This is a genomic window from Pseudomonas sp. SD17-1 (assembly GCF_029201585.1).
Lineage (GTDB): Bacteria > Pseudomonadota > Gammaproteobacteria > Pseudomonadales > Pseudomonadaceae > Aquipseudomonas > Aquipseudomonas palmensis.
In genome coordinates this window covers 4,319,200-4,343,052 of sequence record NZ_CP104044.1, presented here as the reverse complement: position 1 = coordinate 4,343,052, position 23,853 = coordinate 4,319,200, and the positions used below count along the sequence as shown (strand labels likewise).

At 66.1% G+C, this 23,853-nt stretch carries 23 protein-coding genes and 1 riboswitch; of the genes, 17 read left to right on the top strand and 6 right to left on the bottom strand.

Annotated features, from left to right (window positions below):
- Positions 1 to 48 precede the first annotated feature (48 nt).
- Positions 49 to 627 (bottom strand): hypothetical protein, encoded by a 579-nt coding sequence (locus tag N0B28_RS19720; RefSeq protein ID WP_058541005.1) that lies wholly within the window; start codon positions 625 to 627, stop codon positions 49 to 51.
- A 150-nt stretch (positions 628 to 777) separates the two neighbouring features.
- A riboswitch (cobalamin riboswitch) is annotated at positions 778 to 1,000 on the top strand.
- Between the two features lie 134 nt (positions 1,001 to 1,134).
- Here N0B28_RS19720 and cobO point away from each other — a divergent pair.
- The 14 genes from cobO to N0B28_RS19650 all read left to right on the top strand — a co-directional run bounded on the left by cobO (position 1,135) and on the right by N0B28_RS19650 (position 13,631).
- Positions 1,135 to 1,746 (top strand): cob(I)yrinic acid a,c-diamide adenosyltransferase, encoded by a 612-nt coding sequence (gene cobO, locus N0B28_RS19715; protein ID WP_054914693.1) that lies wholly within the window; start codon positions 1,135 to 1,137, stop codon positions 1,744 to 1,746.
- Positions 1,743 to 3,038: a cobyrinate a,c-diamide synthase gene (locus N0B28_RS19710; RefSeq protein ID WP_043862540.1), complete on the top strand. Its 1,296-nt coding sequence runs from the start codon at positions 1,743 to 1,745 to the stop codon at positions 3,036 to 3,038. The genes cobO and N0B28_RS19710 overlap by 4 nt, the downstream gene beginning before the upstream one ends.
- Positions 3,035 to 3,682 carry a 5,6-dimethylbenzimidazole synthase gene (bluB, locus tag N0B28_RS19705; protein WP_043862539.1) on the top strand — a complete coding sequence of 216 codons (648 nt, stop codon included), beginning with the start codon at positions 3,035 to 3,037 and terminating at the stop codon, positions 3,680 to 3,682. Before N0B28_RS19710 ends, bluB begins: the two co-directional genes overlap by 4 nt.
- Positions 3,682 to 4,590, top strand: a complete 909-nt coding sequence (gene cbiB / locus N0B28_RS19700; RefSeq protein WP_043862538.1) for an adenosylcobinamide-phosphate synthase CbiB — start codon at positions 3,682 to 3,684, stop codon at positions 4,588 to 4,590. Before bluB ends, cbiB begins: the two co-directional genes overlap by 1 nt.
- Positions 4,583 to 5,575 carry a threonine-phosphate decarboxylase CobD gene (gene cobD / locus N0B28_RS19695; protein ID WP_058541007.1) on the top strand — a complete coding sequence of 331 codons (993 nt, stop codon included), beginning with the start codon at positions 4,583 to 4,585 and terminating at the stop codon, positions 5,573 to 5,575. The genes cbiB and cobD overlap by 8 nt, the downstream gene beginning before the upstream one ends.
- Positions 5,572 to 7,026, top strand: a complete 1,455-nt coding sequence (locus N0B28_RS19690) for a cobyric acid synthase (protein WP_058541008.1) — start codon at positions 5,572 to 5,574, stop codon at positions 7,024 to 7,026. Before cobD ends, N0B28_RS19690 begins: the two co-directional genes overlap by 4 nt.
- A gap of 1 nt (position 7,027) precedes the next feature.
- Positions 7,028 to 7,543: a bifunctional adenosylcobinamide kinase/adenosylcobinamide-phosphate guanylyltransferase gene (gene cobU, locus N0B28_RS19685; RefSeq protein WP_058541009.1), complete on the top strand. Its 516-nt coding sequence runs from the start codon at positions 7,028 to 7,030 to the stop codon at positions 7,541 to 7,543.
- 2 nt (positions 7,544 to 7,545) lie between these two features.
- On the top strand, positions 7,546 to 8,601 hold the full coding sequence (gene cobT, locus N0B28_RS19680) for a nicotinate-nucleotide--dimethylbenzimidazole phosphoribosyltransferase (protein ID WP_058541010.1): 1,056 nt from the start codon (positions 7,546 to 7,548) through the stop codon (positions 8,599 to 8,601).
- Positions 8,598 to 9,167, top strand: a complete 570-nt coding sequence (gene cobC / locus N0B28_RS19675; protein ID WP_058541011.1) for an alpha-ribazole phosphatase family protein — start codon at positions 8,598 to 8,600, stop codon at positions 9,165 to 9,167. Before cobT ends, cobC begins: the two co-directional genes overlap by 4 nt.
- On the top strand, positions 9,167 to 9,895 hold the full coding sequence (locus tag N0B28_RS19670; RefSeq protein WP_058541012.1) for an adenosylcobinamide-GDP ribazoletransferase: 729 nt from the start codon (positions 9,167 to 9,169) through the stop codon (positions 9,893 to 9,895). Before cobC ends, N0B28_RS19670 begins: the two co-directional genes overlap by 1 nt.
- A gap of 122 nt (positions 9,896 to 10,017) precedes the next feature.
- Positions 10,018 to 11,211, top strand: a complete 1,194-nt coding sequence (locus tag N0B28_RS19665) for a cellulase family glycosylhydrolase (RefSeq protein ID WP_058541013.1) — start codon at positions 10,018 to 10,020, stop codon at positions 11,209 to 11,211.
- 40 nt (positions 11,212 to 11,251) lie between these two features.
- Positions 11,252 to 11,656, top strand: a complete 405-nt coding sequence (locus tag N0B28_RS19660) for a MarR family winged helix-turn-helix transcriptional regulator (protein WP_043862530.1) — start codon at positions 11,252 to 11,254, stop codon at positions 11,654 to 11,656.
- A gap of 63 nt (positions 11,657 to 11,719) precedes the next feature.
- Entirely contained in the window at positions 11,720 to 12,928 is a 1,209-nt protein-coding gene (locus N0B28_RS19655; protein ID WP_275728212.1) for an MFS transporter, read from the top strand.
- Between the two features lie 151 nt (positions 12,929 to 13,079).
- Positions 13,080 to 13,631 (top strand): glutathione peroxidase, encoded by a 552-nt coding sequence (locus N0B28_RS19650; RefSeq protein ID WP_043862528.1) that lies wholly within the window; start codon positions 13,080 to 13,082, stop codon positions 13,629 to 13,631.
- A gap of 7 nt (positions 13,632 to 13,638) precedes the next feature.
- On the opposite strand, the gene N0B28_RS19645 is transcribed toward N0B28_RS19650, so the two are convergent.
- Positions 13,639 to 13,905 carry a DUF2798 domain-containing protein gene (locus N0B28_RS19645; protein ID WP_043862527.1) on the bottom strand — a complete coding sequence of 89 codons (267 nt, stop codon included), beginning with the start codon at positions 13,903 to 13,905 and terminating at the stop codon, positions 13,639 to 13,641.
- A 113-nt stretch (positions 13,906 to 14,018) separates the two neighbouring features.
- Here N0B28_RS19645 and N0B28_RS19640 point away from each other — a divergent pair, with 113 nt between their 5' ends.
- Positions 14,019 to 14,954, top strand: a complete 936-nt coding sequence (locus tag N0B28_RS19640; protein ID WP_054914683.1) for a LysR family transcriptional regulator — start codon at positions 14,019 to 14,021, stop codon at positions 14,952 to 14,954.
- A gap of 41 nt (positions 14,955 to 14,995) precedes the next feature.
- Here N0B28_RS19640 and N0B28_RS19635 read toward each other — a convergent pair whose 3' ends face one another.
- The 3 genes from N0B28_RS19635 to N0B28_RS19625 form a co-directional block, all read right to left on the bottom strand.
- On the bottom strand, positions 14,996 to 16,270 hold the full coding sequence (locus tag N0B28_RS19635) for an outer membrane protein transport protein (protein WP_043862525.1): 1,275 nt from the start codon (positions 16,268 to 16,270) through the stop codon (positions 14,996 to 14,998).
- Positions 16,271 to 16,414: 144 nt separating this feature from the next.
- Positions 16,415 to 16,897, bottom strand: a complete 483-nt coding sequence (locus N0B28_RS19630; RefSeq protein WP_054914682.1) for a hypothetical protein — start codon at positions 16,895 to 16,897, stop codon at positions 16,415 to 16,417.
- 335 nt (positions 16,898 to 17,232) lie between these two features.
- On the bottom strand, positions 17,233 to 17,457 hold the full coding sequence (locus tag N0B28_RS19625) for a hypothetical protein (RefSeq protein ID WP_043862639.1): 225 nt from the start codon (positions 17,455 to 17,457) through the stop codon (positions 17,233 to 17,235).
- A 956-nt stretch (positions 17,458 to 18,413) separates the two neighbouring features.
- On the opposite strand from N0B28_RS19625, the gene N0B28_RS19620 reads away from it, so the two are divergent.
- Positions 18,414 to 18,839 carry an SEL1-like repeat protein gene (locus tag N0B28_RS19620; protein WP_100635013.1) on the top strand — a complete coding sequence of 142 codons (426 nt, stop codon included), beginning with the start codon at positions 18,414 to 18,416 and terminating at the stop codon, positions 18,837 to 18,839.
- A gap of 175 nt (positions 18,840 to 19,014) precedes the next feature.
- Positions 19,015 to 20,400: a DNA recombination protein RmuC gene (rmuC, locus tag N0B28_RS19615; RefSeq protein ID WP_162484864.1), complete on the top strand. Its 1,386-nt coding sequence runs from the start codon at positions 19,015 to 19,017 to the stop codon at positions 20,398 to 20,400.
- On the opposite strand, the gene N0B28_RS19610 is transcribed toward rmuC, so the two are convergent.
- Entirely contained in the window at positions 20,372 to 23,848 is a 3,477-nt protein-coding gene (locus N0B28_RS19610; RefSeq protein ID WP_043860010.1) for a hybrid sensor histidine kinase/response regulator, read from the bottom strand. The genes rmuC and N0B28_RS19610 overlap by 29 nt on opposite strands.
- Positions 23,849 to 23,853 lie beyond the last annotated feature (5 nt).

Below are 23,853 nucleotides of genomic sequence, written 5' to 3'. Positions count from 1 at the left end.
CCAGTAAGGTAGAGGCGGGCACGTCGGCGAGGTTCCCTCGACAGGGGCTCAGGCCTGCTTGAGCAGCAGCGCGATGCCGGGGTGGTAGCGGCCCACGTCGTCGTGCAGCTTGCGGTAGCCATAGGGGAACACCCAGGCGATGGCGCATGCATTGTGCTTTTGCAGGTCGTCGACCAGGTCCTGAAGCTCTTCGGGGCTGGCGTGTTGCCCGGCCTTGTACGGGCTGACGAACAGTGCGGCGACCTTGAGCTGGCTGGCATAGCCCACCAGGCGAGCCTGGGCGACGCTCTCCTGCAGGGCATCGGTGAGGTCGAGCTTGCCGACCCGTGGCCAGCGCTGGGTGGCTTGCAGGTAGGCGGTCTCTTCCTTGCTGGCGATCACCAGGTCGCAGTGCGCCGCACGCTCGCCTTCGTCGCGCTGCTTCTTGGTCTGCGCACCCTGCAAGGTCACCAGCTCCGCCTGCCAGGCCGCCGCGCTCAGCACGCCAAGGTTGCTTTGCACGCCTTGCCAGTAGGGGGCGTCGCTGTCGCCCAGGGTCTGGTTGTAGCGCTCCAGGCACTCGGCCCAACGTTCCAGGGCGGGGCGCAGGAACTCCAGACGCGGGTTGTTGATGATCAGACCTTGCATGCCGTGCTCCATTGTTATTGTGGATCGGAGAGGTGCGGATAATGGCTATGTGATATCACTGCAGTGAGTGTGACACAAGATGACATAAATGCCATTGATCCAGACCGCTTCGCAGCGCCTTTGATTGACGCTCATGGCCCAACCCTCTAACCTTCGCGACTTGTTTCAGGTGCTCTGCGGCCAAGGTGCCGGCAGGGTGAAACAGGGAAGCCGGTGGGCACGTGCAACGTGCGATTCCGGCGCTGCCCCCGCAACGGTAAATGAGTCGGGATCGCGCAGGGCCACTGGGTGCAACAGCCCGGGAAGGCGCGCGATCCGGGTCGATCAGACCCGCCCATGAGCCCGGAGACCGGCCTGTCACAGATCAACGGCATCACGGAGGGTGATGCGCGGTTCTCCCGGCCAGTGGCAGGGCCTGCGCGTTTTCCGTGTGCCATCGCCAACCTGCTGTCGCGCCGACTCGATCCCCCCGGTCCCTGTGCGCGCCAGTTGCCCACGGAGCCTCCGATGACCGACACCACCGATCGCGACGAACGCCATCTGGCGCGCATGCTGCGCAAAAAAGCGGTAATCGACGAACGCATTGCCAACTCGCCCAATGAATGCGGCCTGCTGCTGGTACTCAGCGGCAACGGCAAGGGCAAGAGCAGCTCGGCCTTCGGCATGCTGGCGCGGGCCCTGGGCCACGGCATGCAATGCGGCGTGGTGCAGTTCATCAAGGGCCGCAACAGCACCGGCGAGGAGCTGTTCTTCCGCCGCTTCCCCGAACAGGTGCGCTACCACGTGATGGGCGAGGGCTTTACCTGGGAAACCCAGGACCGCCAGCGCGACATCGCCGCCGCCGAGGCTGCCTGGGCGGTTTCGCGCCAGTTGCTGCAGGACCCGGCCATCGGTTTTGTAGTGCTCGATGAGCTCAACATCGCCCTCAAGCACGGCTACCTCGACCTCGACCAGGTGCTCGGCGACCTGCAGGCACGCCCACCGATGCAGCATGTGATCGTCACCGGCCGCGGCGCCAAGCCCGAGATGATCGAGCTGGCCGACACCGTGACCGAGATGGGCATGGTCAAGCATGCCTTCCAGGCCGGCATCCGTGCCCAGAAGGGCGTGGAACTATGAGGCAAACCCGTCATTGCCCGGCGGTGCTGATCGCGGCACCTGCATCTGGCCAGGGCAAGACCACGGTGACGGCCGCACTGGCGCGCCTGCACCGCAACCAGGGGCGCAAGGTCCGGGTGTTCAAGTGTGGCCCGGACTTTCTCGACCCGATGATTCTGGAGCGCGCCAGTGGCGCACCGGTGTACCAGCTGGACCTGTGGATGGTCGGCGCCGAGGAAAGCCGGCGCCTGCTGTGGGAAGCCGCCGCCGACGCCGACCTGATCCTGATCGAAGGGGTGATGGGGCTGTTCGACGGTACGCCGTCCAGCGCCGACCTGGCGCGGCATTTCGGCGTGCCGGTGCTGGCGGTGATCGACGGCACGGCCATGGCCCAGACCTTCGGCGCGCTGGCCCTGGGCCTGGCGCGCTACCAGCCCGACCTGCCGTTTGCCGGCGTGCTGGCCAACCGGGTGGGCTCGCTGCGTCACGCGCAACTACTCGAAGGCAGCCTGACCGAAGGCCTGCGCTGGTACGGCGGGCTGTCGCGGGAAACCGGCATCGAACTGCCCAGCCGCCACCTGGGCCTGGTGCAGGCCAGTGAACTGACCGACCTGGACCTGCGCCTGGACGCCGCCGCCAACGCCCTGGGCGACAGCTGCGAGTCGGCCCTGCCGCCGGCGGTGGCCTTCGATGCGCCGCAGCCGCGCAGCATCGAGCCACTGCTGGCCGGCGTGCGGATCGGCGTGGCGCGCGACGAAGCCTTCGCATTCACCTATGGCGCCAGCCTGGACCTGTTGCGCGAGATGGGCGCACAGCTGAGCTTCTTCTCGCCGATCCACGACCGCCTGCTGCCAGACTGCGACAGCCTGTACCTGCCCGGCGGCTACCCTGAGCTGCACCACCATGCGCTGGCCGCCAACACGCCGATGCTGGCGGCGATCCGGGCCCATCACCAGGCCGGCAAGCCCTTGCTGGCCGAATGCGGCGGCATGCTCTACCTGCTCGATGCACTGACCGATGTGGCCGGCGAACGGGCCGAACTGGCCGGCCTGCTGCCGGGCGAGGCGGTGATGCAGAAGCGCCTGGCGGCCCTGGCCCTGCAAGCGGTAGAGCTACCCGAGGGCACCCTGCGCGGGCATACCTATCACCATTCGCTGACCAGCACCGCGCTCGAACCCATCGCCCGCGGGCAAAGCCCCAACGGCGGGCGCGGCGCCGAGGCGGTGTACCGTTGCGGCCGGCTGACGGCCTCGTATGTGCATTTCTACTTCCCGTCCAACCCGTCTGCGCTGGCGGCGCTGCTGGCACCATGAGCGACCAGGCCTTCAACGACGCCGAGCGCGCGGCGGTCTACCGCGCCATCGGCGAGCGCCGCGACATGCGCCATTTCAGCGGCGGCGAGGTGGCCCCCGAGCTGCTGGCACGCCTGCTGCAGGCGGCGCACCAGGCCCCGAGCGTGGGTCTGATGCAGCCCTGGCGTTTCATCCGCATCACCCGTCGCGAGCTGCGCCAGCAGATCCAGGCGCTGGTGGAGCAGGAGCGGGTGCGCACCGCCGAGGCACTGGGGCAGCGTTCTGACGATTTCATGCGGCTCAAGGTCGAGGGCATCAACGATTGCGCCGAGGTGCTGGTGGCGGCGCTGATGGACGGGCGCGAGGCGCACATCTTCGGCCGTCGCACCTTGCCGGAAATGGACCTGGCCTCGCTGTCGTGCGCCATCCAGAACCTGTGGCTGGCGGCCCGTGCCGAGGGCCTGGGCATGGGCTGGGTGTCGCTGTTCGAACCGCAGGCACTGGCCGACCTGCTGGGCATGCCGGCCGGTGCCAAACCGCTGGCGGTACTGTGCCTGGGCCCGGTCGAGGCGTTCTACGAGGCGCCCATGCTGGTGCTCGAAGGCTGGGCCCGCGAGCGGCCATTGAGCGAGATGCTCTACGAAAACCATTGGGGAGAGCGTTGATGAGTGTGGCCTTGCTGAGTGTGGCCGGGGTGGCGCTGGATGCCTTGCTGGGCGAGCCCCGGCGTGCGCACCCGCTGGTCGCGTTCGGCCGTTATGCCGGACGCCTGGAACAACGCTTCAATGCCGGCGGTCGTGGCTGGCGCAGCCATGGCGTCACCGCGTGGTTTCTGGCGGTGGTGCCCCTGACCCTGCTGGTCACTGTGCTGTCGTGGCTGCCCTACATCGGCTGGCTGGTGGAGATACTGGCGCTGTACTGCGCGCTGGGCCTGCGCAGCCTTGGCGAACATGTACGGCCCGTGGCCGAGGCGCTGCGTGGCGGCGACCTGGACGAAGCGCGCCGCCGCGTGGGCTACCTGGTCAGCCGTGAAACCGGCGAACTGGATGACACCGCCGTGGCGCGTGCCGCCACCGAATCGGTGCTGGAGAACGGTAGCGATGCAGTGTTCGCCGCCCTGTTCTGGTTCGTGGTGGCGGGGGCGCCAGGTGTGGTGCTGTATCGCTTGAGCAATACCCTGGATGCCATGTGGGGCTATCGCAACGAGCGCTTCGAGCGCTTTGGCTGGGCCGCAGCGCGCATCGACGATTTGCTCAACTATATTCCGGCGCGGCTGGTGGCCCTGACCTACGCGGTGCTGGGCAGGACGCGCCTGGCACTGAGCTGCTGGCGTCGCCAGGCGCCGTTGTGGGACAGCCCCAACGCCGGCCCGGTGATGGCAGCTGGCGCCGGTGCGCTGGGTGTCGAGCTGGGCGGCGCGGCGGTGTACCACGGCGAGCTGCATCAGCGCCCGCAACTGGGCGAAGGCCCGCCGGCCGATGCCGACGCCATCGAGCGTGGCTGGCAACTGGTGTGCAAGGGCGTGTGGTTGTGGTTGCTGCTGTTGTGCGTGGGGGCGCAATTCTATGCTTGAACACGGTGGTCGTTTGCAACGGGCGGTGCTGGAGTACGGCATCGCAGTGCAGGACTGGGTCGACCTGTCCAGCGGCATCGCGCCGTGGCCCTTCGCGATCCCCGAGATCCCGTTGCGCGCCTGGGCACGCCTGCCCGAAACCGACGATGGCCTGGAGCAGGCGGCCCGCGAGTACTACGGCGTGCCGCAACTGCTGCCGGTGGCCGGGTCCCAGGCCGCCATCCAGGCCCTGCCGCGCTTGCGTCGCAGTGGCAAGGTCGGTGTGCTGTCGCCGTGCTACGCCGAACATGCCGAGGGCTGGCGGCGCGCCGGGCACCGCGTGCGTGAAGTCGGCGAGGCCGAGGTGGAGTTCTTTCTCGACAGCCTCGATGTGCTGGTGGTGGTCAACCCCAACAACCCCACCGGGCGTCTGTTGAGCGCCGAGCGCCTGCTGGGCTGGCACGCCCGCCTGGCCCAGCGCGGTGGCTGGCTGGTGGTGGATGAAGCGTTCATGGACAACACCCCGCAACACAGCATCGCCGCCGAAACCTGGCGCAACGGGCTGATCGTGCTGCGCTCGTTCGGCAAGTTCTTCGGCCTGGCCGGTGTACGCCTGGGCTTCGTGCTGGCCGAACGTCAACTGCTGCAGCTGCTGGCCGAACAACTGGGGCCCTGGTCGATCGCCGGGCCCACGCGGGTGCTGGGCCAGGCCTGCCTGCTCGACCATGGCGCCCAGCAGCGCCAGATCACCCGCTGTGCCGAGGCCAGCACACGCCTGGCGCAGGTACTCGATGCTGCCGGTTTCACGCCGGCCGGCGGCTGCGACCTGTTCCAGTACCTGGAGCTTGCCCACACCGCGCAGTTGCACCAGTTCATGGCGCGGCGCGGCATCCTGCTGCGCCTGTTCGAGCACCTGGGCAGCCTGCGTTTCGGCCTGCCGGCCACCGACACCGATTGGCAGCGCCTGGTCCAGGCGCTGGACGACTACCGCAAGGAACACCCATGACCACCCTGATGGTGCAAGGCACCACCTCCGATGCCGGCAAGAGCACCCTGGTGACCGCGCTGTGCCGCTGGCTGGCGCGCCAGGGCGTGGGTGTCGTGCCGTTCAAGCCGCAGAACATGGCACTCAACAGTGCGGTGACGGCCGACGGCGGCGAAATCGGCCGTGCCCAGGCGGTGCAGGCCCAGGCCGCCGGGCTGGCGCCGCACACCGACATGAACCCGGTACTGCTCAAGCCCAACAGCGAGACCGGAGCCCAGGTGATCGTGCATGGCCGCGCGGTCACCAGCATGAACGCGGTGGCCTATCACGACTACAAGGCCATCGCCATGCAGGCGGTACTGGCCTCGCACCAGCGCCTGAGCGACGCCTACCCGGTGGTGATGGTGGAGGGCGCGGGCTCGCCGGCCGAAATCAACCTGCGGGCCGGGGACATCGCCAACATGGGGTTTGCCGAGGCGGTCGACTGCCCGGTGATCCTGATCGCCGATATCAACCGCGGCGGGGTGTTCGCACACCTGGTCGGCACACTGGAGCTGCTGTCGCCCAGCGAGCAGGCGCGGGTCAAGGGCTTCGTGATCAACCGCTTTCGTGGCGACATCGCCCTGCTGCAGCCCGGCCTGGACTGGCTCGAGGCGCGTACCGGCAAGCCGGTGCTGGGCGTGCTGCCGTATGTGCTGGACCTGCATCTGGAAGCCGAGGATGGCCTGGACCGGCGCCAGGGCCAGAAAGCCGCGCAGGTGCTCAAGGTGATCGTGCCGGTGCTGCCGCGCATCAGCAACCATACCGACTTCGACCCGCTGCGCCTGCATCCGCAGGTGGATCTGCAGTTCATCGGGCCGGGCGACGCGATACCGCCAGCCGACCTGATCATCCTGCCGGGCTCCAAGAGCGTGCGCAGCGACCTGGCGCACCTGCGCGAGCGCGGCTGGGAGGAGGCGATAGCCCGCCACCTGCGCTACGGCGGCAAACTGCTGGGCATCTGTGGTGGCCTGCAGATGCTCGGGACCCACGTGCATGACCCACTGGGCCTGGAAGGCGCCGCCGGCAGCAGCGCGGGCCTGGGCTGGCTGGACTACAGCACGCAGCTGGAGGCCGAGAAGCAGCTGCGCAATGTCAGCGGCACGCTGAACCTGGAGCAGGCGCCCGTCAGTGGCTACGAGATCCATGCCGGGGTCACCCGCGGGCCGGCGCTGGCGCAGCCCGCCGTACAGTTGGCCGACGGTCGCAGCGATGGCGCGGTCAGCGCCGATGGGCAGATCCTGGCCACCTACCTGCACGGCCTGTTCGAGTCGCCGCATTCGTGCACGGCGCTGCTGCGCTGGGCTGGCCTGAACGATGTGCAGCAGGTGGACTACCATGCTCTGCGTGAACTGGACATCGAACGCCTGGCCGACCTGGTGGACACGCACCTGGACGGCGCCCGGCTTCGTCAACTCTGCGGGCTGGACTGACATGCTCAAGCTGATTCTTGGCGGCGCCCGATCGGGCAAGAGCCGCCTGGCCGAACAATACGCCGTCGACAGCGCGCTGGCGGTGACCTATATCGCCACCAGCGAGCCGCTGGACGGTGAAATGAATGCCCGCGTGCAACTGCACCGTGCGCGTCGCCCTGCCGAGTGGGCGCTGATCGAGGAGCCGCTGGCGCTGGCGCAGGTGCTGCGCGAAACCGCCGCGCCCGAGCGTTGCCTGCTGGTGGACTGCCTGACCCTGTGGCTGACCAACCTGCTGATGCTCGAAGAGCCCGAGCGCCTGGCCGCCGAGCGCGATGCACTGTTGGACTGCCTGGCGCAGTTGCCGGGTGAAATCATCCTGGTCAGCAACGAGACCGGCCTGGGCGTGGTGCCCATGGGCGAGCTGACCCGTCGTTACGTCGATGAAGCCGGCTGGCTGCATCAGGCCATTGCCGAACGTTGCCAGCACGTGGTGCTGACTGTTGCCGGCCTGCCACTTACGCTCAAGGGAGCCTGAACATGAGTCAAAACTGGTGGCAGAACGCGTGTCAGCCGATCAATCTGGCTGTGCGCGAACAGGCGCTGGAGCGCCAGCGCGAGCTGACCAAGCCAGCCGGCTCACTGGGCCGGCTGGAGCAGGTTGCGGTGGAGCTGGCGGGCTTGCAGGGCAAGCTCAAGCCTGGCGTGCGGCAGGTATGGATCGCGATTTTCGCGGGCGATCACGGCGTGGTGGCCGAGGGGGTTTCGGCCTATCCGCAGGTGGTCACGCGGCAGATGCTGCAGAACTTCGTCGGCGGCGGCGCAGCCATCAGCGTGCTGGCCCGCCAGTTGGGTGCGCAGCTGGAGGTGGTCGACCTGGGGACGGTCGACCTGACCCTGGAACTTGCCGGTGTACGCCATCTGCGCATCGGGGCGGGCACCGCCAACTTCGCCCAGGTGCCGGCAATGACCACCGAGCAGGGGCGCCTGGCGCTGCAGGCCGGGCGCGAGAGTGCCTTGCGTGCGCGTGATGCCGGGGCGCAACTGTTCATCGGCGGCGAAATGGGCATCGGCAACACGGCCTCTGCCAGTGCGGTGGCCAGTGCATTGCTCAAATGCACCCCTGGCGAGCTGACCGGCCCCGGCACTGGCCTGAATGCTGCCGGTGTTGAACACAAGACCCGCGTGATCGAACGCGCGCTGCTCACCCACGCGGCGCTGGCCGACGACCCATTGGAGCAGCTGTTGTGCTTTGGCGGCTTCGAGATTGCCGCGCTGGTGGGGGCGTACCTGGCGTGCGCGCAGCAAGGCATCGTGGTGCTGGTGGACGGTTTTATCTGCACCGTGGCGGCGCTGGTTGCAACGCGCATCAACCCCGGTTGCCGGACCTGGCTGCTGTTCGGTCATCGCGGCGCCGAGCCCGGGCACCAGCGGGTGCTCGAAGCGTTGCAGGCGCAACCGCTGCTGGAGCTGGGCCTGCGCCTGGGCGAGGGCAGCGGGGCGGCGCTGGCGGTACCGCTGCTGCGCATGGCCTGCGACCTGCACGGGCAGATGGCGACCTTCGCCGAGGCGGCGGTGGCGGACCGCGATACATGATCGTCGACCTGCTGCGTCATGGTGAAACCGAACTGGGCGGTGGGCTGCGCGGCAGCCTGGACGACGCGCTGACCGAACTTGGCTGGGCGCAGATGCGTGCGGCTGTGGTCGAGGGCGGGCCGTGGACGCGGATCATCAGCTCGCCGCTGCAACGCTGCGCGCGATTTGCCGAAGAACTTGCCGGTCAGGTGGGCGTGCCCATGCAACTGGAGGCCGGCCTGCAGGAGCTGCACTTCGGCGACTGGGAGGGGCGCAGCACCGCCGACCTCATGCTTACCGACGAACAGGGCCTGGGGCTGTTCTGGGCCGACCCTTATGCCTTCACGCCGCCGGGTGGCGAGCCGGTCACGGCGTTTGCCGAGCGGGTGCTGGCGGCCATGGCGCGGGCGTATCAGGCCCACGCCGGCGAGCGCGTGCTGCTGGTGACCCACGGCGGCGTGATGCGCCTGCTGCTGGCCCGTGCCCGCGGCCTGCCGCGCGAGCAGCTGCTGCAGGTGGTGGTCGGGCACGGCGCGGTGCACCGTCTGCATTGCGCGGCCGACGGTCGTTTCGCGGAAATCGCCTGATGCAGGCGTTCTGGATTGCCCTGCAGTTTCTCAGCAGCCTGCCGGTGCGCCTGGCGGGCATGCCCGCGCCCGAGCAGATGGGGCGCTCCCTGCTGTGCTACCCGCTGGTGGGGCTGTTGTTCGGCGGGGTGTTGTGGGCCGCCAGCACGCTGCTGGCGGGCAGCCCGCCGATGCTGCAGGCCGCCCTGCTGCTGTGCATCTGGGTGTGGTTGAGCGGTGCGTTGCACCTGGATGGCCTGGCCGACAGCGCCGATGCCTGGCTGGGCGGGTTCGGCGATCGCGAACGCACCCTGACGATCATGAAGGACCCGCGCAGCGGGCCGATTGCGGTGGTGACGCTGGTACTGGTGCTGCTGCTCAAGTTCTGCGCGTTGCTCGCGCTGGTCGACAGCGGGCAGGCGGTGGGCCTGCTACTGGCACCGGTACTGGGGCGGGCGGCGATGCTGGGGTTGTTCCTGTGCACGCCGTATGTGCGCGCAGGCGGCCTGGGACAGGCGCTGGCCGAGCATCTGCCGCGTGGCGAAGCCAAGGCCGTGTTGCTGGCGACCGGTTTGGGGTGCCTGGTGCTGGCGGGATGGAACGGTATCCTGGCCGTGGGCGTGGCGCTGCTGGTGTCCGCGCTGCTGCGCCAGGTGATGCTCAAGCGCCTGGGGGGCACCACCGGGGATACAGCAGGGGCGTTGCTGGAGCTGCTGGAGCTGGCGGTGGTGGTAAGCCTGGCACTCTGAAGGGGCTGTCAGGAGCTCTTCGCTGCGGTCATGAATCTGTAGTGTTTTGCAACTGAATGCAGCACGTGGTCAGCCTTCGCAAGCGCTAGCCTTACGTCCCTCTGTCTTTGCGGGGTGCCCCGATGCGCAACCAACTGCTGGCCTGCCTTATCGCCTGTTCGTCCCTGCCGGCCCACGCCGCCGACCTGATCGACTTCTGGAACACGCCGCGCCATGGCGGCAACAGCTTCAACCGCCTGCCGCCCGACCAGGCCTATTTCGAGGCGCTGCACGGCTATGGGGCGAGCTGGGTGCGGTTGTCCTATGACAAGTGGCAAGCGGCGCAGCGTGATTTTCTGCTCGGTAATGCCGATACCTACCAAGGGCTGCCGGCCGCCGACCTTGCCACGCTCAAGGCCACCCTGGACCGCGCGCACGCCGCAGGCCTCAAGGTCGTTATCACGCCCCTCTCACTGCCCGGCATGCGCTGGGCACAGAACAACGCCGGCCAGTTCGATGACCGGCTCTGGCAGGACAAGGCCTACTGGGCGCAGGCCGCCGACTTCTGGCGTGACCTGGCGCGGGCGCTCAAGGACCATCCGGCGGTGGCGGCCTACAACCTGATCAACGAACCGGCGCCCGAGAAACTCGACGGCCTGGCCGAGCACGCCAGCGCCGAGCAGATGCACGCCTGGTACCGACAGCAGCAGGGCAGCACCCGCGACCTGCCGGCGCTGTATCGCCAGTTGGTGGCGGCGATACGCGAAGTCGATCCACTTACCCCGATCATGCTCGATGCCGGCTGGTACGCCGCGGCCGATGCCTTCGAGTACTGGCCTGGCGCGCTCGACGACCAGCGCCTGCTCTACAGCTTTCACATGTACGAACCCTACGCGGCCACCAGCGCGCCCAACCTGGAGCGCGCCACGCCCTATGCCTACCCTGGGCCCGCGCCCTTTGGCGGTAGCGTTGCGCAATGGAACAAGGCCCGGGTGCAGCAGTATCTGCAGCGCCCGCTGGACTGGGCCGGTAGGCACGCGGTGCCGGCCAATCGCCTGGTGGCCGGCGAGTTCGGCTGCATGCGCCGCTGGGCGGGCTGTACCGCCTATCTGGAGGATGTACTGGGCACCCTCGATCGCCAGCAGGTGCACTGGGCCTTCTACAGCTTTCGCGAAGACAGTTGGGACGGGATGGACTACGAGCTGGGCAGCGCCAAAGTGCCGTGGGCTTATTGGCAGGCGATCGAAAAGGGCCTGCCGGACCCGCTCAAGCGCACGCCCTCCAGCCTGTTGGAACCGATTCGAAAACGCCTTGCCCTCAATGGCGCACCCCACTGAACGCTTGCATCCTGATAACTACGGGTATATACACGCATCTATGTTGAAGAGCCATTGCATCTGTACTCATCTGCGCCGGGCCGCCCGTGGGGTCAGCCGGCACTATGACGAAGCCCTTGTGGGCTTCGGCATCAATGTCGCCCAGTTTTCCCTGCTGCGGCATCTGCAGCGCCTCGATCAGCCCAGCATCTCGGTGCTGGCCGAGTCCATGGGCCTGGATCGCAGCACGCTGGGTCGCAACGTGCGGGTGCTGGAAGCCGACGGCCTGGTGGCGTTGGCCGAAGGTGTCGACTTGCGCAACCGCATCGTACTGCTGACGGAGAAGGGCCTGGCGCGCCTGGTGGCCGCCACGCCTGCCTGGGAGCAGGCCCAGGATGCCCTGGTGAGCAACCTGGGCGAAGGGCAGCGCGATGAACTGGTGCGCCTGTTGGAACAGTTGGCTTGAGCGTATTACACCAATAAGCGGGTATATACCCGTGTAACCTTGCGGCGGTCTGGGAGAACAAGAATGACATCGGTATGGCGCACGAGCGGTTGGGTGCTGTTGGGGGCGGCGCTGATCCTGGCATTGTCGCTGGGGGTGCGGCATGGCTTCGGCCTGTTCCTGGCGCCGATGAGCGCCGAATTCGGCTGGGGGCGCGAAGTGTTCGCCTTCGCCATCGCCTTGCAGAACCTGATCTGGGGCCTGGCCCAGCCGTTTGCCGGTGCCCTGGCCGATCGCCTGGGCGCGGCCAAGGTGGTGATCACCGGCGGCATTCTCTACGCCGTGGGGCTGGTGATGATGGGCATGGCGGACTCGGCGTGGTCACTGTCGCTCAGTGCCGGGCTGCTGATCGGCATCGGCCTGTCGGGCACCTCGTTCTCGGTGATCCTGGGTGTGGTAGGACGTGCCGTGCCGGCAGACAAGCGCAGCATGGCCATGGGCATCGCCAGCGCCGCAGGCTCCTTCGGCCAGTTCGCGATGCTGCCGGGCACCCTGGGCCTGATCGGCTGGCTGGGCTGGTCGGCGGCATTGCTGGTGCTGGGCCTGCTGGTGGCCTTCATCGTGCCGCTGGTGGGCATGCTGCGCGATAACCCGCTGCCCAGCCAGGGGCACGAACAGACCCTGATGCAGGCGCTGCGCGAAGCCTGTTCGCACTCGGGCTTCTGGTTGCTGGCGTTGGGCTTTTTCGTGTGCGGTTTCCAGGTGGTGTTCATCGGCGTGCACCTGCCGGCCTACCTGGTCGACCAGCACCTGCCGGCCACCATCGGCACCACGGTGCTGGCACTGGTCGGGCTGTTCAATATCGTCGGCACCTACACCGCCGGCTGGCTGGGCGGGCGTATGTCCAAGCCGCGTCTGTTGACCACCCTGTACCTGCTGCGGGCGGTGGTGATCGTGCTGTTCCTGTGGGCGCCGGTGACCCAGTTCAGCGCCTACCTGTTCGGTATCGCCATGGGCCTGCTGTGGCTGTCGACCGTGCCGCTGACCAACGGCACCGTCGCCACCCTGTTCGGGGTGCGCAACCTGTCCATGCTGGGCGGCATCGTCTTTCTGTTCCATCAGTTGGGCGCATTCCTGGGCGGCTGGCTGGGCGGTGTGGTGTACGACCGTACCGGCAACTATGACCTGGTGTGGCAGATCTCGATCCTGCTCAGCCTGCTGGCTGCTGCGCTCAACTGGCCGGTGCGCGAGCGCCCGGTGGCGCGGCTGCAGGCGCGGCCGGAGGCGGCATGACCGCGCGCCTGGTAGCGTTGGTGCTGGCTGGCCTGGTGCTGGCGCTGGTGTGGTGGGGCTGGCACCAGGGCGGTCTGGCGCTGATGCAGTTGGGCATGGGCGTGTGCTAGGCGTAAGCTGAACCCCTGCACTCAGGCAAGGGAGACGCACCATGTACGCACGCTGGCTGTTGGTACCGCTATTGATCCTGGCCGGTTCGGGGGCCGTGCTGGCCGCCGACTGCCCGGCCTTGCTGCAGGGCGAGTTGCCCAAGCTGCGCGCCAAGGAACAGGTGAACCTGTGCGAGCGCTTCGCCGGCAAGCCGCTGGTGGTGATCAACACCGCCAGCTATTGCGGCTTCGCGCCGCAATTCGAAGGGCTCGAGAGCACCTACAAGGCTTATCACGGGCAGGGCCTGGAAATGCTCGGGGTGCCGTCCAACGACTTCAAGCAGGAAGACGCCGACAGCGAGAAGACCGCCAAGGTGTGCTATGCCAACTACGGCGTGACCTTCACCATGACCGAGCCACAGAAGGTGCGCGGCGACGACGCCACGCCGCTGTTTCGCGAGCTGGCCAGGCAGAGCAATGCGCCCAGGTGGAATTTCTACAAGTATGTGGTCGATCGCCAGGGCAAGGTGGTGGCCAGCTTCTCCAGCCTGACCAAGCCGGACGACCCGGCGTTCAGGGCTGCCATCGAGAAGGCCATCGCCTCGCAGCCCTGAGGCGGGCTCAGGCCTTGCCCGGGTGGACGGTCCAGGCCACCAGCTTGAGCACGATCGGCCGTACCACCAGCACGCAGGCGAAGGCCACTGGCATGGCCAGCTGGTAGGCCTTGAGCACATTGGCCAGGTAATGCTCGCCGACGCCGCTGTTGGCGGCGGTGATCACGAAGCACATCAGCAGCGCCATGATCGACGACATGTAGAACGCGAATACGTAGGGGGTGGCGCGTACGCCGAGTTTCAGGCGTGGGCGAGGGCGGGTCTGGCTGGTCATGCAGGCTCCTGAAGGTAGGGGAGGCGCCAGACTAGCAGGCTGCCAGGGTACGAGGTAGACGACGCCAGCTTAGGTCTTTATAAAGAGAACCTTACGAATCCTGGAGTTTGGCCGTGAACCTGTTGGGCTCGATACGCAGTTTCATTAAGGTGGTCGAGGCTGGCAGCATCGCCGGTGGGGCCCGCACCCTGGGCTTGAGCGCCGCCGCAGTGAGCCAGAACATCGCGCGCCTGGAAGCCCATCTGCAAGTGCGCCTGCTGGCCCGCACCACCCGCAGCATGGCGTTGACGCCCAATGGTCGCGCCTATTACGACAAGGTCAGGCATGTGGAGCGTGATCTGGAGCTGGCGCAGCTGGCCGTCACGGCCGATGACGGCGAACCCCAGGGCCGGTTGTGCATATCCTCTTCTTCGGCCTTCGCGCGCTATGTGCTGGCGCCCCTGATGCCGGCATTCAACCTGCGCTATCCGCAGCTTTCAATTGAATTGCTTACGAGCGACCGGCGTGTGGACCACGCGCGCGAGTCGATTGACGTGAGTGTGCGCATCACCCCCCAGCTGGAAGACGGCCTGCTGGCGCGGCACGTTGCCCAGATCCCGTTCATCTGTTGCGCAGCGCCTGCCTACCTGGAGCGTGCCGGCCGGCCCGGCACCCCGGAAGCCTTGAAGGGGCATCGCTGCCTGGTGTTCCGTTACCCGGTGGACGGCCGTTTTCTGCGGTGGGGCTTTGTGCGTGACGGCCTGCGTTTCGATGCCGAGTTCGGGGATGTGTCGATCAGCGATGACATCGACGTGCTGGCGCAGATGGCGGTGATGGGGGGTGGGATCGTGCGCCTGGCCGAGTTCGTGGCGCGGCCTTACCTGGAGAACGGGCAACTGGTGCCGCTGTTCGAATATGCCCAACCCCACCAGGCCTATGCACAGACCTCGCCCATGGACATCTACCTGTGCGTGGCCGACCGCTCGGCGCTGACGCCCAAGGTGCGAGCCTTCATGGCGTATGTGGAGGACTGCCTGGCGCAGGCCTGGCGCGTGCGCGCACGGGCATAAAAAAACCGCCTTTGGAAGGCGGTTTTTTCATGCAACAGCGATCAGAAGCGGTAGGTCAACGAAGCACCCAGGCCGTGTGCACTGTTTTCGTACTTGGCGTTGTACGAGCCCTTGAACGAAGGGTCGGTGATGGCGGTGCTCTGGTGAATCTTGACGTCTTCTTCCATCAGGTACGAGTAGGCCACGTCGATGGTCATGTCGTCGCTCGGGTTCCAGCCGGCGCCCAGGCTGAACACCTTGCGGTCGCCGGTTGGGATGCGTGGCGAACGGTTCTGGTTGTTGGCTGGCGACTGGTCGACGGAGAAGCCGGCGCGCAGGGTCCATTCCTTGTTCAGCTTGTAGGCAGCGCCGATGGCGTGGGCCCAGGTGTCGTGCCAGTTCTGTTCTTCGGCGATCTGGCCCAGTGCCGGTGCCAGTGGCCCGGTGCCCTCGTTGTTGACCACGATGGACTCGAGGCGGCTCCAGCGGGTCCAGGTGCTGCCCGCGTACAGGGTCCAGTTGTCATCCAGTTCGTGGGTGACCGAGAAGTCGACCGACTCGGGGGTCTTGATCTTCAGCGAGGCGTCGAACTTGCTGCCGCTGAACGGGCCGAAGCCTGGGCCGCTGATCTTGGTGTCGCCCTTGAGCTTGTAGTCGACCATCGAGTGGTAGGTCAGGCCGACGCGGGTTCTGTCGGTGGCCTGCACCATCACGCCGATGTTGTAGCCGACGGCGGTGTCGTCACCGGTGATCTTGACCTTGCCGTCGTTGCTGCCTGGGGTGGCGCGGTTCAGCGCGGCGGACTCCAGGGTGCCGTCGATACGGTTGATGGTCGGGCCGAAACCGATCGAGACCTTGTCGTTGAAGGCGTAGCTGATGGTCGGTTGCAGGGTCACGACCTGAACTTCGCTCTTGCTGCCGAAGTAGCGGCCGGCAAAGCCGTGCTCGTAGTCGGTGATCAGGCCGAAAGGCACGTAGACCCCGAAGCCGAATGCCCAGTGGTCATCGATCGGCTTGACGTAGTAGCCCATCGGTACGCCAACCACGGGGACCATGTCGCCGTCGTTGCTGCCGCCGAAGGTGCCGCTGCCCTTGATGTCGGACTTGGCAATGATGGCCGCGCCGCCGACGGTCACTTGTTCGCGTTTGAGGCGGGACATGCCGGCAGGGTTGCCAAACACGGTGCTGGCGTCATCGGCAGAAGAAGAACGACCCGCGAAACCTGTGCCCATGCCGCTGATGCTTTGCTCGTTGAGGGCAAAACCGCTGGCGAAGAGTTGAGTTGATGCGAAAGCGACAGCGAGGCCGAGTGAGGATTTGAGTATTACTTTTTTCATTATTAGAACTCCATGGGATCACCGGAGCGCAAAGTATCAATAATTTTGGACGTGCGCTATAGGCTCTAAATCAGGAGATACCGCGTTTTTGTAGGACAATCCGACCAGATTCGCTGATTTTATCCGGTTGTTTGAAAATGGTTCTCAGCAGGCCTGGAGTGCCGGTTTGCCGACGCATGCCTGCCAGGCCTGGGTGAAGTCGCGTAAACGGGCGTGGGGCTGGAATGTTTGACGCCAGATTCTTGCGAGACCTAGCAGGTCGTCGGATTCTGGTAGCGGCAGCGCCTTTTCTTCGACCAGCATCCAGGCGATGGCGGTGGCGTAGCGCAGGTTGACGGTCAGTTCCAGGTGCGGGCCGCTGAGGAACGCGTGCTGGCTGGCGAGGCCGCGGACCAGGCTGGCCAGTTCGGGGTCGTGGGCCAGGAACTGGTCCCAGATCGATTGGTGGCGCAGTTCGCCGATGCGGTACAGGCCGTGGCCACGGCGGTCGTGCAGGGCCGAACCCATGCCCGACTGGCTGGCTGCAATGCCCAGCAGCAGGGCTTCGGCGCTGGGGCAGTAGCGGCCCAGGTACAACAGGGTGGGGCGGATGACGAATTCACTCAACTCGCTCGCGGCGATAGCCATAATGCCCTCGAACTTCGTAAATGGCCGGCGGGACGCTGGTGCTTGGCAGCAGGTGGGTCGGGGTCAGGCCCGCCGGAAGCGGGCAAGGCCGCTTGAGTTGAAGTGTAGTGTCATATCTATGCTGTAAAGGACTGTTTTTAAATCGATTGTGGTGGCTTGGCATAACCCATATGACGCTTGGGTATTAGGCCGTGGGGGTTAAAGCGCTTTCGGTGGTTGGGGTTTGGCCAATGAATCCGGGCCTTGCAGAGGGCAGGTCGAGCGCGGCGGTCACTGAATTTCAGGCATAAAAAAGCCCCGCCAACCGGCAGGGCTTCTTGCGTCTCAGACGACCATCAGGCAACCAGTGCCTGGCGAGTCCGGTCAATCACCGCTTGCAGCGGCTCAGCACTCTCGTACTGCTCCGGATACAGACGCTCGCTGTGACGAGCAATGCCGTGTTCATTGACCAGGGTAAAGCTGAAGCTGCCCTTGCGCGCCGCATGGATCATGCAGTTCAACGGGGCAAATGCCTGGCTAAGGGTGCGAATGGCAGCCTGAGTATGGATGGATGTATTCATAGTTATTAGATGTTCCTGCAAAAGACACAGCATAAGAGCCGCGTTCATATAAAACGTTCCAGTAACGCAAAGCTTTAGGGCTAGAGCGAAGAACCTGACTGGAACAGGGCAGCCAGAGGTAAGCGCATTGATTAGGTGGCGCCAGGGCTGACTGGTAGGTACTAGGAAGACAGGCAACACGTCAGGGCTAAGGTTCTGCGCCGCTGTGTGAAGATCCTGTTCAATCTGCAGGGTGACTCGCCAAGAGTAGGTAATGGTTACCTGGGAGTCATCAAGTGGGCCGGTCCTGGTTTCAACAGGTGCTGTTCCGTTGTCGGATCAGGACGCTGCAAGGACTGCTTTGGCCAGAATTGAGTTTCAGCTTGGTACTAACGCTGGCAACACTACAGCAGTTTCCAGGTTGTGGCAACCCTTTGTGCTTTTCGTGCGCCAAGCCGGCCATTATCTCGATTTCAGGCTGTTCTGTGAAGAGGGCCCCAGGAGGCACCACCGCGCGTGCGGAGCATTTTCGTGCAATCCCGTGCCTCGCTTTGGGGCACCTGTCCACACCTGTAACACCTCTTGTCAATGTGGCGCTACACCGCGGCAGGGCCCTGGCGATGACCAGTTCGAAAGTACAAGTCAATGAAAAAAAACACTTTTTTTAGCTGGTGAAAAAATCGTCAGTTTGAGCGCGGGCCCCATTCTACCGGGGTTTGCGGGGTGTAGGAGGGGGTTGTCCACCGAGTTATCCACAGCTTCTGTGGATTGTCATGCGGGTCTGCTCTAGGACGCGGGTGCCAGCAATGCAGGAAGTGTCTGACAATTTTCGCGGCGCATTTCGGCTCGCGCGAAATGTCTACTGACGTGTCAAAAAAAAACATCGCCTGAAGGAAAAAAGCCTCGAATTCCCTCGGGCCATGCACGAGAAAATCCGGTAGAGTGGCGCGCCTCTCGAGTTGCCTTCGCCGTTTTTTATGAAGTTTCGCAGCAAAACCCCAAGCCCCACTGCCCAACCCCCCGTTGCCGAGCCCCGACGTTTTTCGTTGAAGGTGGCCCTGTGGCTGCTCGACAGCCCGCGCCTGGGCGACAACCCCAACGTCAAGCACTTCGCCGGGCGCCTGCTCAAGCAACCGGCACGCCAGGGTGTGGTGGTGGCGCAGAGCCGGCTGGGGCAGATGCTGTGCCGCGATTGCGGCAACGCCCGTGACCGGCGCATCGGCCACGAGCTGCTGCGCCAGGCTGCCCGGGCCGGTGACCGCAGGGCACAGCTCGAATATGGCCGTCTGTGCGCCCAGCCCCAGGTCAACGAGCCGGAGCAGGCACGTTACTGGCTGGAACAAGCCGCCGCGCAGGGCTCCAAAGAAGCCGTGCGGCTGCTCGGGCAACTCACGAGCCACTGATCGACCGCCCGGGGCTGTTAAGCTCTGGGGGATTTCCCTGGGGGTGAGCATGCTGTCTATGGCTGCAATGGATCTGACCAGCATCGTGCTGGGAATGGTGGTGGCGGCTTTGCCCGCTGTGGTGGTGCTGGTGCGTCTGCAACGTCAGTTGGCTGACAGGCAGGCCGCCGCCGCACTGGCCGAGGAGCGCCTGAGCAGTGCGCTGTTGGCCCAGGAGGGCCTGAGCGCGCAACTCGACGCCAGCCGTGACGAAATCAGCGACCTGGGCCAGGCCAATGCCGCCAAGCAGGCCAGCCTGGCCGCTCAGGGCCGCGAGCTGGAGTTGCTGCAGATCGAGCGCGACAACGCACGCGATGCCGCCCATGCCTGGAACCTTGAACGCAACGCCCGTGAAGCCGAGCTGCGCCGCCTCGAAGCGCGCTGCGCCGGCCTTGCCGCCGAACTGCGCGAGCAGCAGGACAGCCACCAGCAGCGCCTGAACGATCTGCAGGGCTCGCGCGACGAGCTGCGTGCACAGTTTGCCGAAATGGCGACGAAGATTTTCGACGAGCGCGAGCAGCGTTTCGCCCAGACCAGCCAGCAGCACCTGGGGCAACTGCTCGACCCGCTCAAGGAGCGTATCCAGTCGTTCGAGAAGCGCGTCGAGGAAAGCTACCAGCAGGAAGCCCGCGAGCGCTTTTCGCTGGGCAAGGAACTCGAGCGCCTGCAACAGTTGAACCAGCGCTTGAGCGACGAGGCCACCAACCTGACCCAGGCACTCAAGGGCCAGAAGACCCAGGGCAACTGGGGCGAGTTGATTCTGGAGCGGGTGCTGGAACATGCGGGGCTCGAAAAGGGCCGCGAATACCAGACCCAGGTCAGCCTCAAGAGCGCCGATGGTGAGCGTTTCCAGCCCGACGTGCTGATCATGCTGCCCGGCGACAAGCAGGTGGTGGTCGACTCCAAGGTCAGCCTCACGGCCTACCAGCAATATGTAAACGCCAGTGAAACCGACGTGGCCCAGGCTGCGCTCAAGCAGCATGTGCTGTCGCTGCGCAACCATGTCAAAGGCCTCTCGGGCAAGGACTACAACCGCCTCGAGGGCCTGCACAGCCTGGATTTCGTGCTGTTGTTCGTGCCCATCGAGGCGGCGTTTTCGGCGGCGCTGCAGGCCGAGCCCAACCTGTTCCAGGAGGCCTTCGACCGCCAGATCGTGATCGTCAGCCCGACCACGTTGCTCGCCACCCTGCGGGTCATCGACAGCCTGTGGAAACAGGAGCGCCAGAGCCAGAACGCCCGCGAGATCGCCGAGCGCGCCGGCTGGCTGTACGACAAGTTCGTGTTGTTCATCCAGGACCTGGACGAGCTGGGCAACCGCCTGCAACAGGTCGACAAGGCCTATGCCGCGGCGCGCAACAAGCTCTGCGAGGGGCGCGGCAACCTGATCAGTCGCAGCGAGCAGCTCAAGCTGCTCGGCGCGCGGGCCAGCAAGAGCCTGCCGGCCGACCTGCTGGAACGCGCCATGGGCGGCACCGACAACCTTGCCGAAGGCCTTACTGCACCAGGCTCAGATGACGATTGAGCAGGGCGCGCAGGGCCGCCGGCTTGACCGGCTTGCTCAGGTAGTCGAGGCCGGCGGCATGTACCCGCGCCACGGTCTCGCCGTGGCCGTCGGCACTGATCACCACCCCCGGCACCGGCTCGCCCAGGCGCGTGCGTAGCCAGGCCATCAGTTCGGTACCGATTTCGCCGTTGTCCAGGTGGTAGTCCACCAGCGCCAGATGCGGGCGCAGGCCCTTGTCGAGCAGGGCGGCGCATTCCTCGCGGTTGCGCGCCGTCGACACCAGGCAGCCCCAGCGGCTGAGCAGGCTGTTCATGCCGATCAGGATGCTGTCTTCGTTGTCCACGCACAGCACCTGCAACCCCGCCAGCGGCTGGCCGGCCTGTTCGGCTGGCTTGGCCTGGGCCGGGCTCGCGGCGCTGGCCAGCGGTACGCTGACGCGGAACACGCTGCCCTTGCCGGGCGATGAGCGCACCTCCAGCGGGTGGCCGAGCACCTTGCACAGGCCGTCGGCGATCGCCAGGCCCAGGCCCAGGCCTTTTTCGGCGCGGGTCTGGTGGCTGTCCAGGCGCTTGAATTCCTCGAAGATCACCTGCAGCTTGTCGTCGGCAATGCCCGGGCCGCGGTCCCACACTTCCAGCCACAGGCGGTCCCCGGCGCGGCGCACGCCCAGCAGGATCGGGCTCTTGCCATAGCGGAAGGCGTTGGTGAGGAAGTTCTGCAGGATACGCCGCAGCAGCTTGACGTCGCTATGCACCCGCAGCTTGCTGCCACGCACGCGAAAATCCAGGCCCTGCTGCTGGGCCAGCACCTTGAACTCGGCACCCAGGGCGTCGAACAGTTCGCTGAGGGCGAACGGCTTGGCGTCCGGGTTGATCTTGCCGTTCTCCAGGCGCGAGATGTCCAGCAGGTCGCTGATCAGCTCTTCGGCCGAACGCAGGGCGCTGTCCATGTGCTGCACCAGTTGCTGGGCGTCGCCCGACAGGCCCTCTTCCTGGTGCGACAACGCGGCGGAGAACAGCCGTGCGGCGTTCAGCGGCTGCATCAGGTCGTGGCTCACGGCCGCCAGGAAGCGGGTCTTGGACTTGTTGGCGGCTTCGGCATGGCTCTTGGCCTCGGTCAGCGCCAGGTTCAGTTGCGACAGCTCGTGGGTTCGCTCGGCCACGCGCTGCTCCAGGCCTTCGTTGGCGTCCTTGAGGGCCTGCTCGGCCTCGCGGAAGGGGGTGATGTCGGTAAAGCTCATCACGAACCCGCCGCCGGGCATGGGGTTGCCGATCAGCTCGATCACCCGGCCATTGGGGAACAGCCGCTCGGAGGTGTGCGCGCGCCCCTGACGCATCCAGTGCAGGCGCCGCGCCACATGCACCTGGGCCTCGCCCGGGCCGCACAGGCCGCGTTCGGCGTTGTAGCGGATGATGTCGGCAATCGGCCGGCCGACACTGATCAGCCCGTCGGGGTAGTTGAACAGTTCCAGGTAGCGACGGTTCCAGGCCACCAGGCGCAGCGACTGGTCGACCACGCTGATGCCCTGGCTGATGTTCTCGATGGCCCCTTGCAGCAGGGCGCGGTTGAACTGCAGCACCTCGGAGGCTTCATCGGCGATGCGTACCACGTCCTCCAGCTGCATGTCGCGGCCTTCGATGGCCGCCTTGACCACGGCGCGGGTCGAGGAGGTGCCGAGCACGCCGGACAGCAGGCGCTCGGTGTGCTCGATCCATTCGCCGTCGGCGTTCTGGTTGGGGTTGAAGCCCTTGCCCTGGCGATAGGCGAAGCGGATGAAGCTCTGGCGCGCACGCTCTTCGCCGACAAAGCGCGCGGCCAGGTGCAGCAGGTCGTCGATCTGTACCGCCAGCAGCGAACGGCTGCTGGGGCGCGCGCTGGTTTCCTGGCCAATGAAGCGCCCGGCCTGCCAGTGCTCCGATACCCGCGTGCGCGACAGGATCGAAACCCAGGCGAACACCGTGAAGTTGCCTGCCAGCGACAGCACCACGCCCTGGGTCAGCGGGGTGATCGGCAGGTTGAGCGGGTTGCCGTGCAGCCAGGCCAGGCCCGGGAACAGCTCCAGCGACCAGCCCACGCTGTGGGCGGCAATCGGCAGTACCAGGGTGTAGAACCACAGGAAGGTGCCGGTGGCCAGGCCGGCGAACACGCCGCGGCGGTTGGCCTGCTTCCAGTACAGCGCACCGAGCATGGCCGGGGCCAGTTGGGTGACGGCGGCAAAGGCGACCTGGCCGATGGTGGCCAGGCTGGCGGTGGAGCCCAGCAGGCGGTAGCTGACGTAGGCCAGCAGCAGGATCACCACGATGGTCACCCGGCGTACCGTGAGCATCCAGTGGCGGAACACCTCGAACGGGCGCTCGGCGTTGTTGCGCCGCAGTAGCCAGGGCAGCAGCATGTCGTTGGAGACCATGGTCGACAGCGCCACGGCCTCGACGATGACCATGCCGGTGGCGGCCGAGGCGCCGCCGATAAAGGCCAGCAAGGCCAGCGCCGGGTGTGCTTCGGCCAGCGGCAGGCTGATCACGAACGAGTCCGGCAGCACCGAGTTGGGCAGCAGCATCTGCCCGGCCAGGGCAATCGGCACCACGAACAGCGCGGCGAGGATAAGGTAGGCCGGAAACACCCAGCGTGCCAGACGCATGTCCTGCGGTTCGATGTTCTCCACCACGGTGACATGGAACTGGCGCGGCAGGCAGATGATCGCCATCATCGCCACGCCGGTCTGCACGATCATCGACGGCCAGTTGATGGTTTCCTGCCAGTAGCCGTCAAGGGCGGGCGCCAGGCGGGCCTGGCTGAACAGGTCGTCGAAGCCGTCATAAAGACTGAAGGTGATGAACGCGCCCACGGCGAGAAACGCCAGCAGCTTGACCAGCGATTCGAAGGCGATGGCCAGCACCATGCCGCGGTGGTGCTCGGTCACATCCAGGCTGCGGGTACCGAACACGATGCTGAACAGCGCCAGCACCAGCGAAACCACCAGCGCGGTGTCCTGCACGCGGCTGCCGGTGGCATCGGCCCCGGCACCGATCAGCAGGTTGACCCCCAGCACGATGCCCTTGAGCTGCAAGGCGATGTACGGCAGCACGCCCACCAGGCAGATCAGCGCCACCACCACCGCCAGGGTCTGGGACTTGCCGTAGCGCGCGGCAATGAAGTCGGCGATGGAGGTGATGTTCTCCTGCTTGCTGATCAGCACCATCTTCTGCAGCACCCAGGGTGCAAACAGCATCAGCAGTACCGGCCCCAGGTAGATGGGCAGAAAGGCCCAGAGTTGTTCGGCGGCCTGGCCGACCGCGCCGAAGAAGGTCCAGCTGGTGCAGTACACCGCCAGCGACAGGCTGTACACCCACGCGCGCAGGCGTGGCGGCAGCGGGGTGCTGCGCCGGTCGCCGTAGAAGGCGATGGCGAACATGATGGCCATATAGGCCAGGGCGACCAGGGCGATCAGCCCGCTGGACAGCGACATGAAAA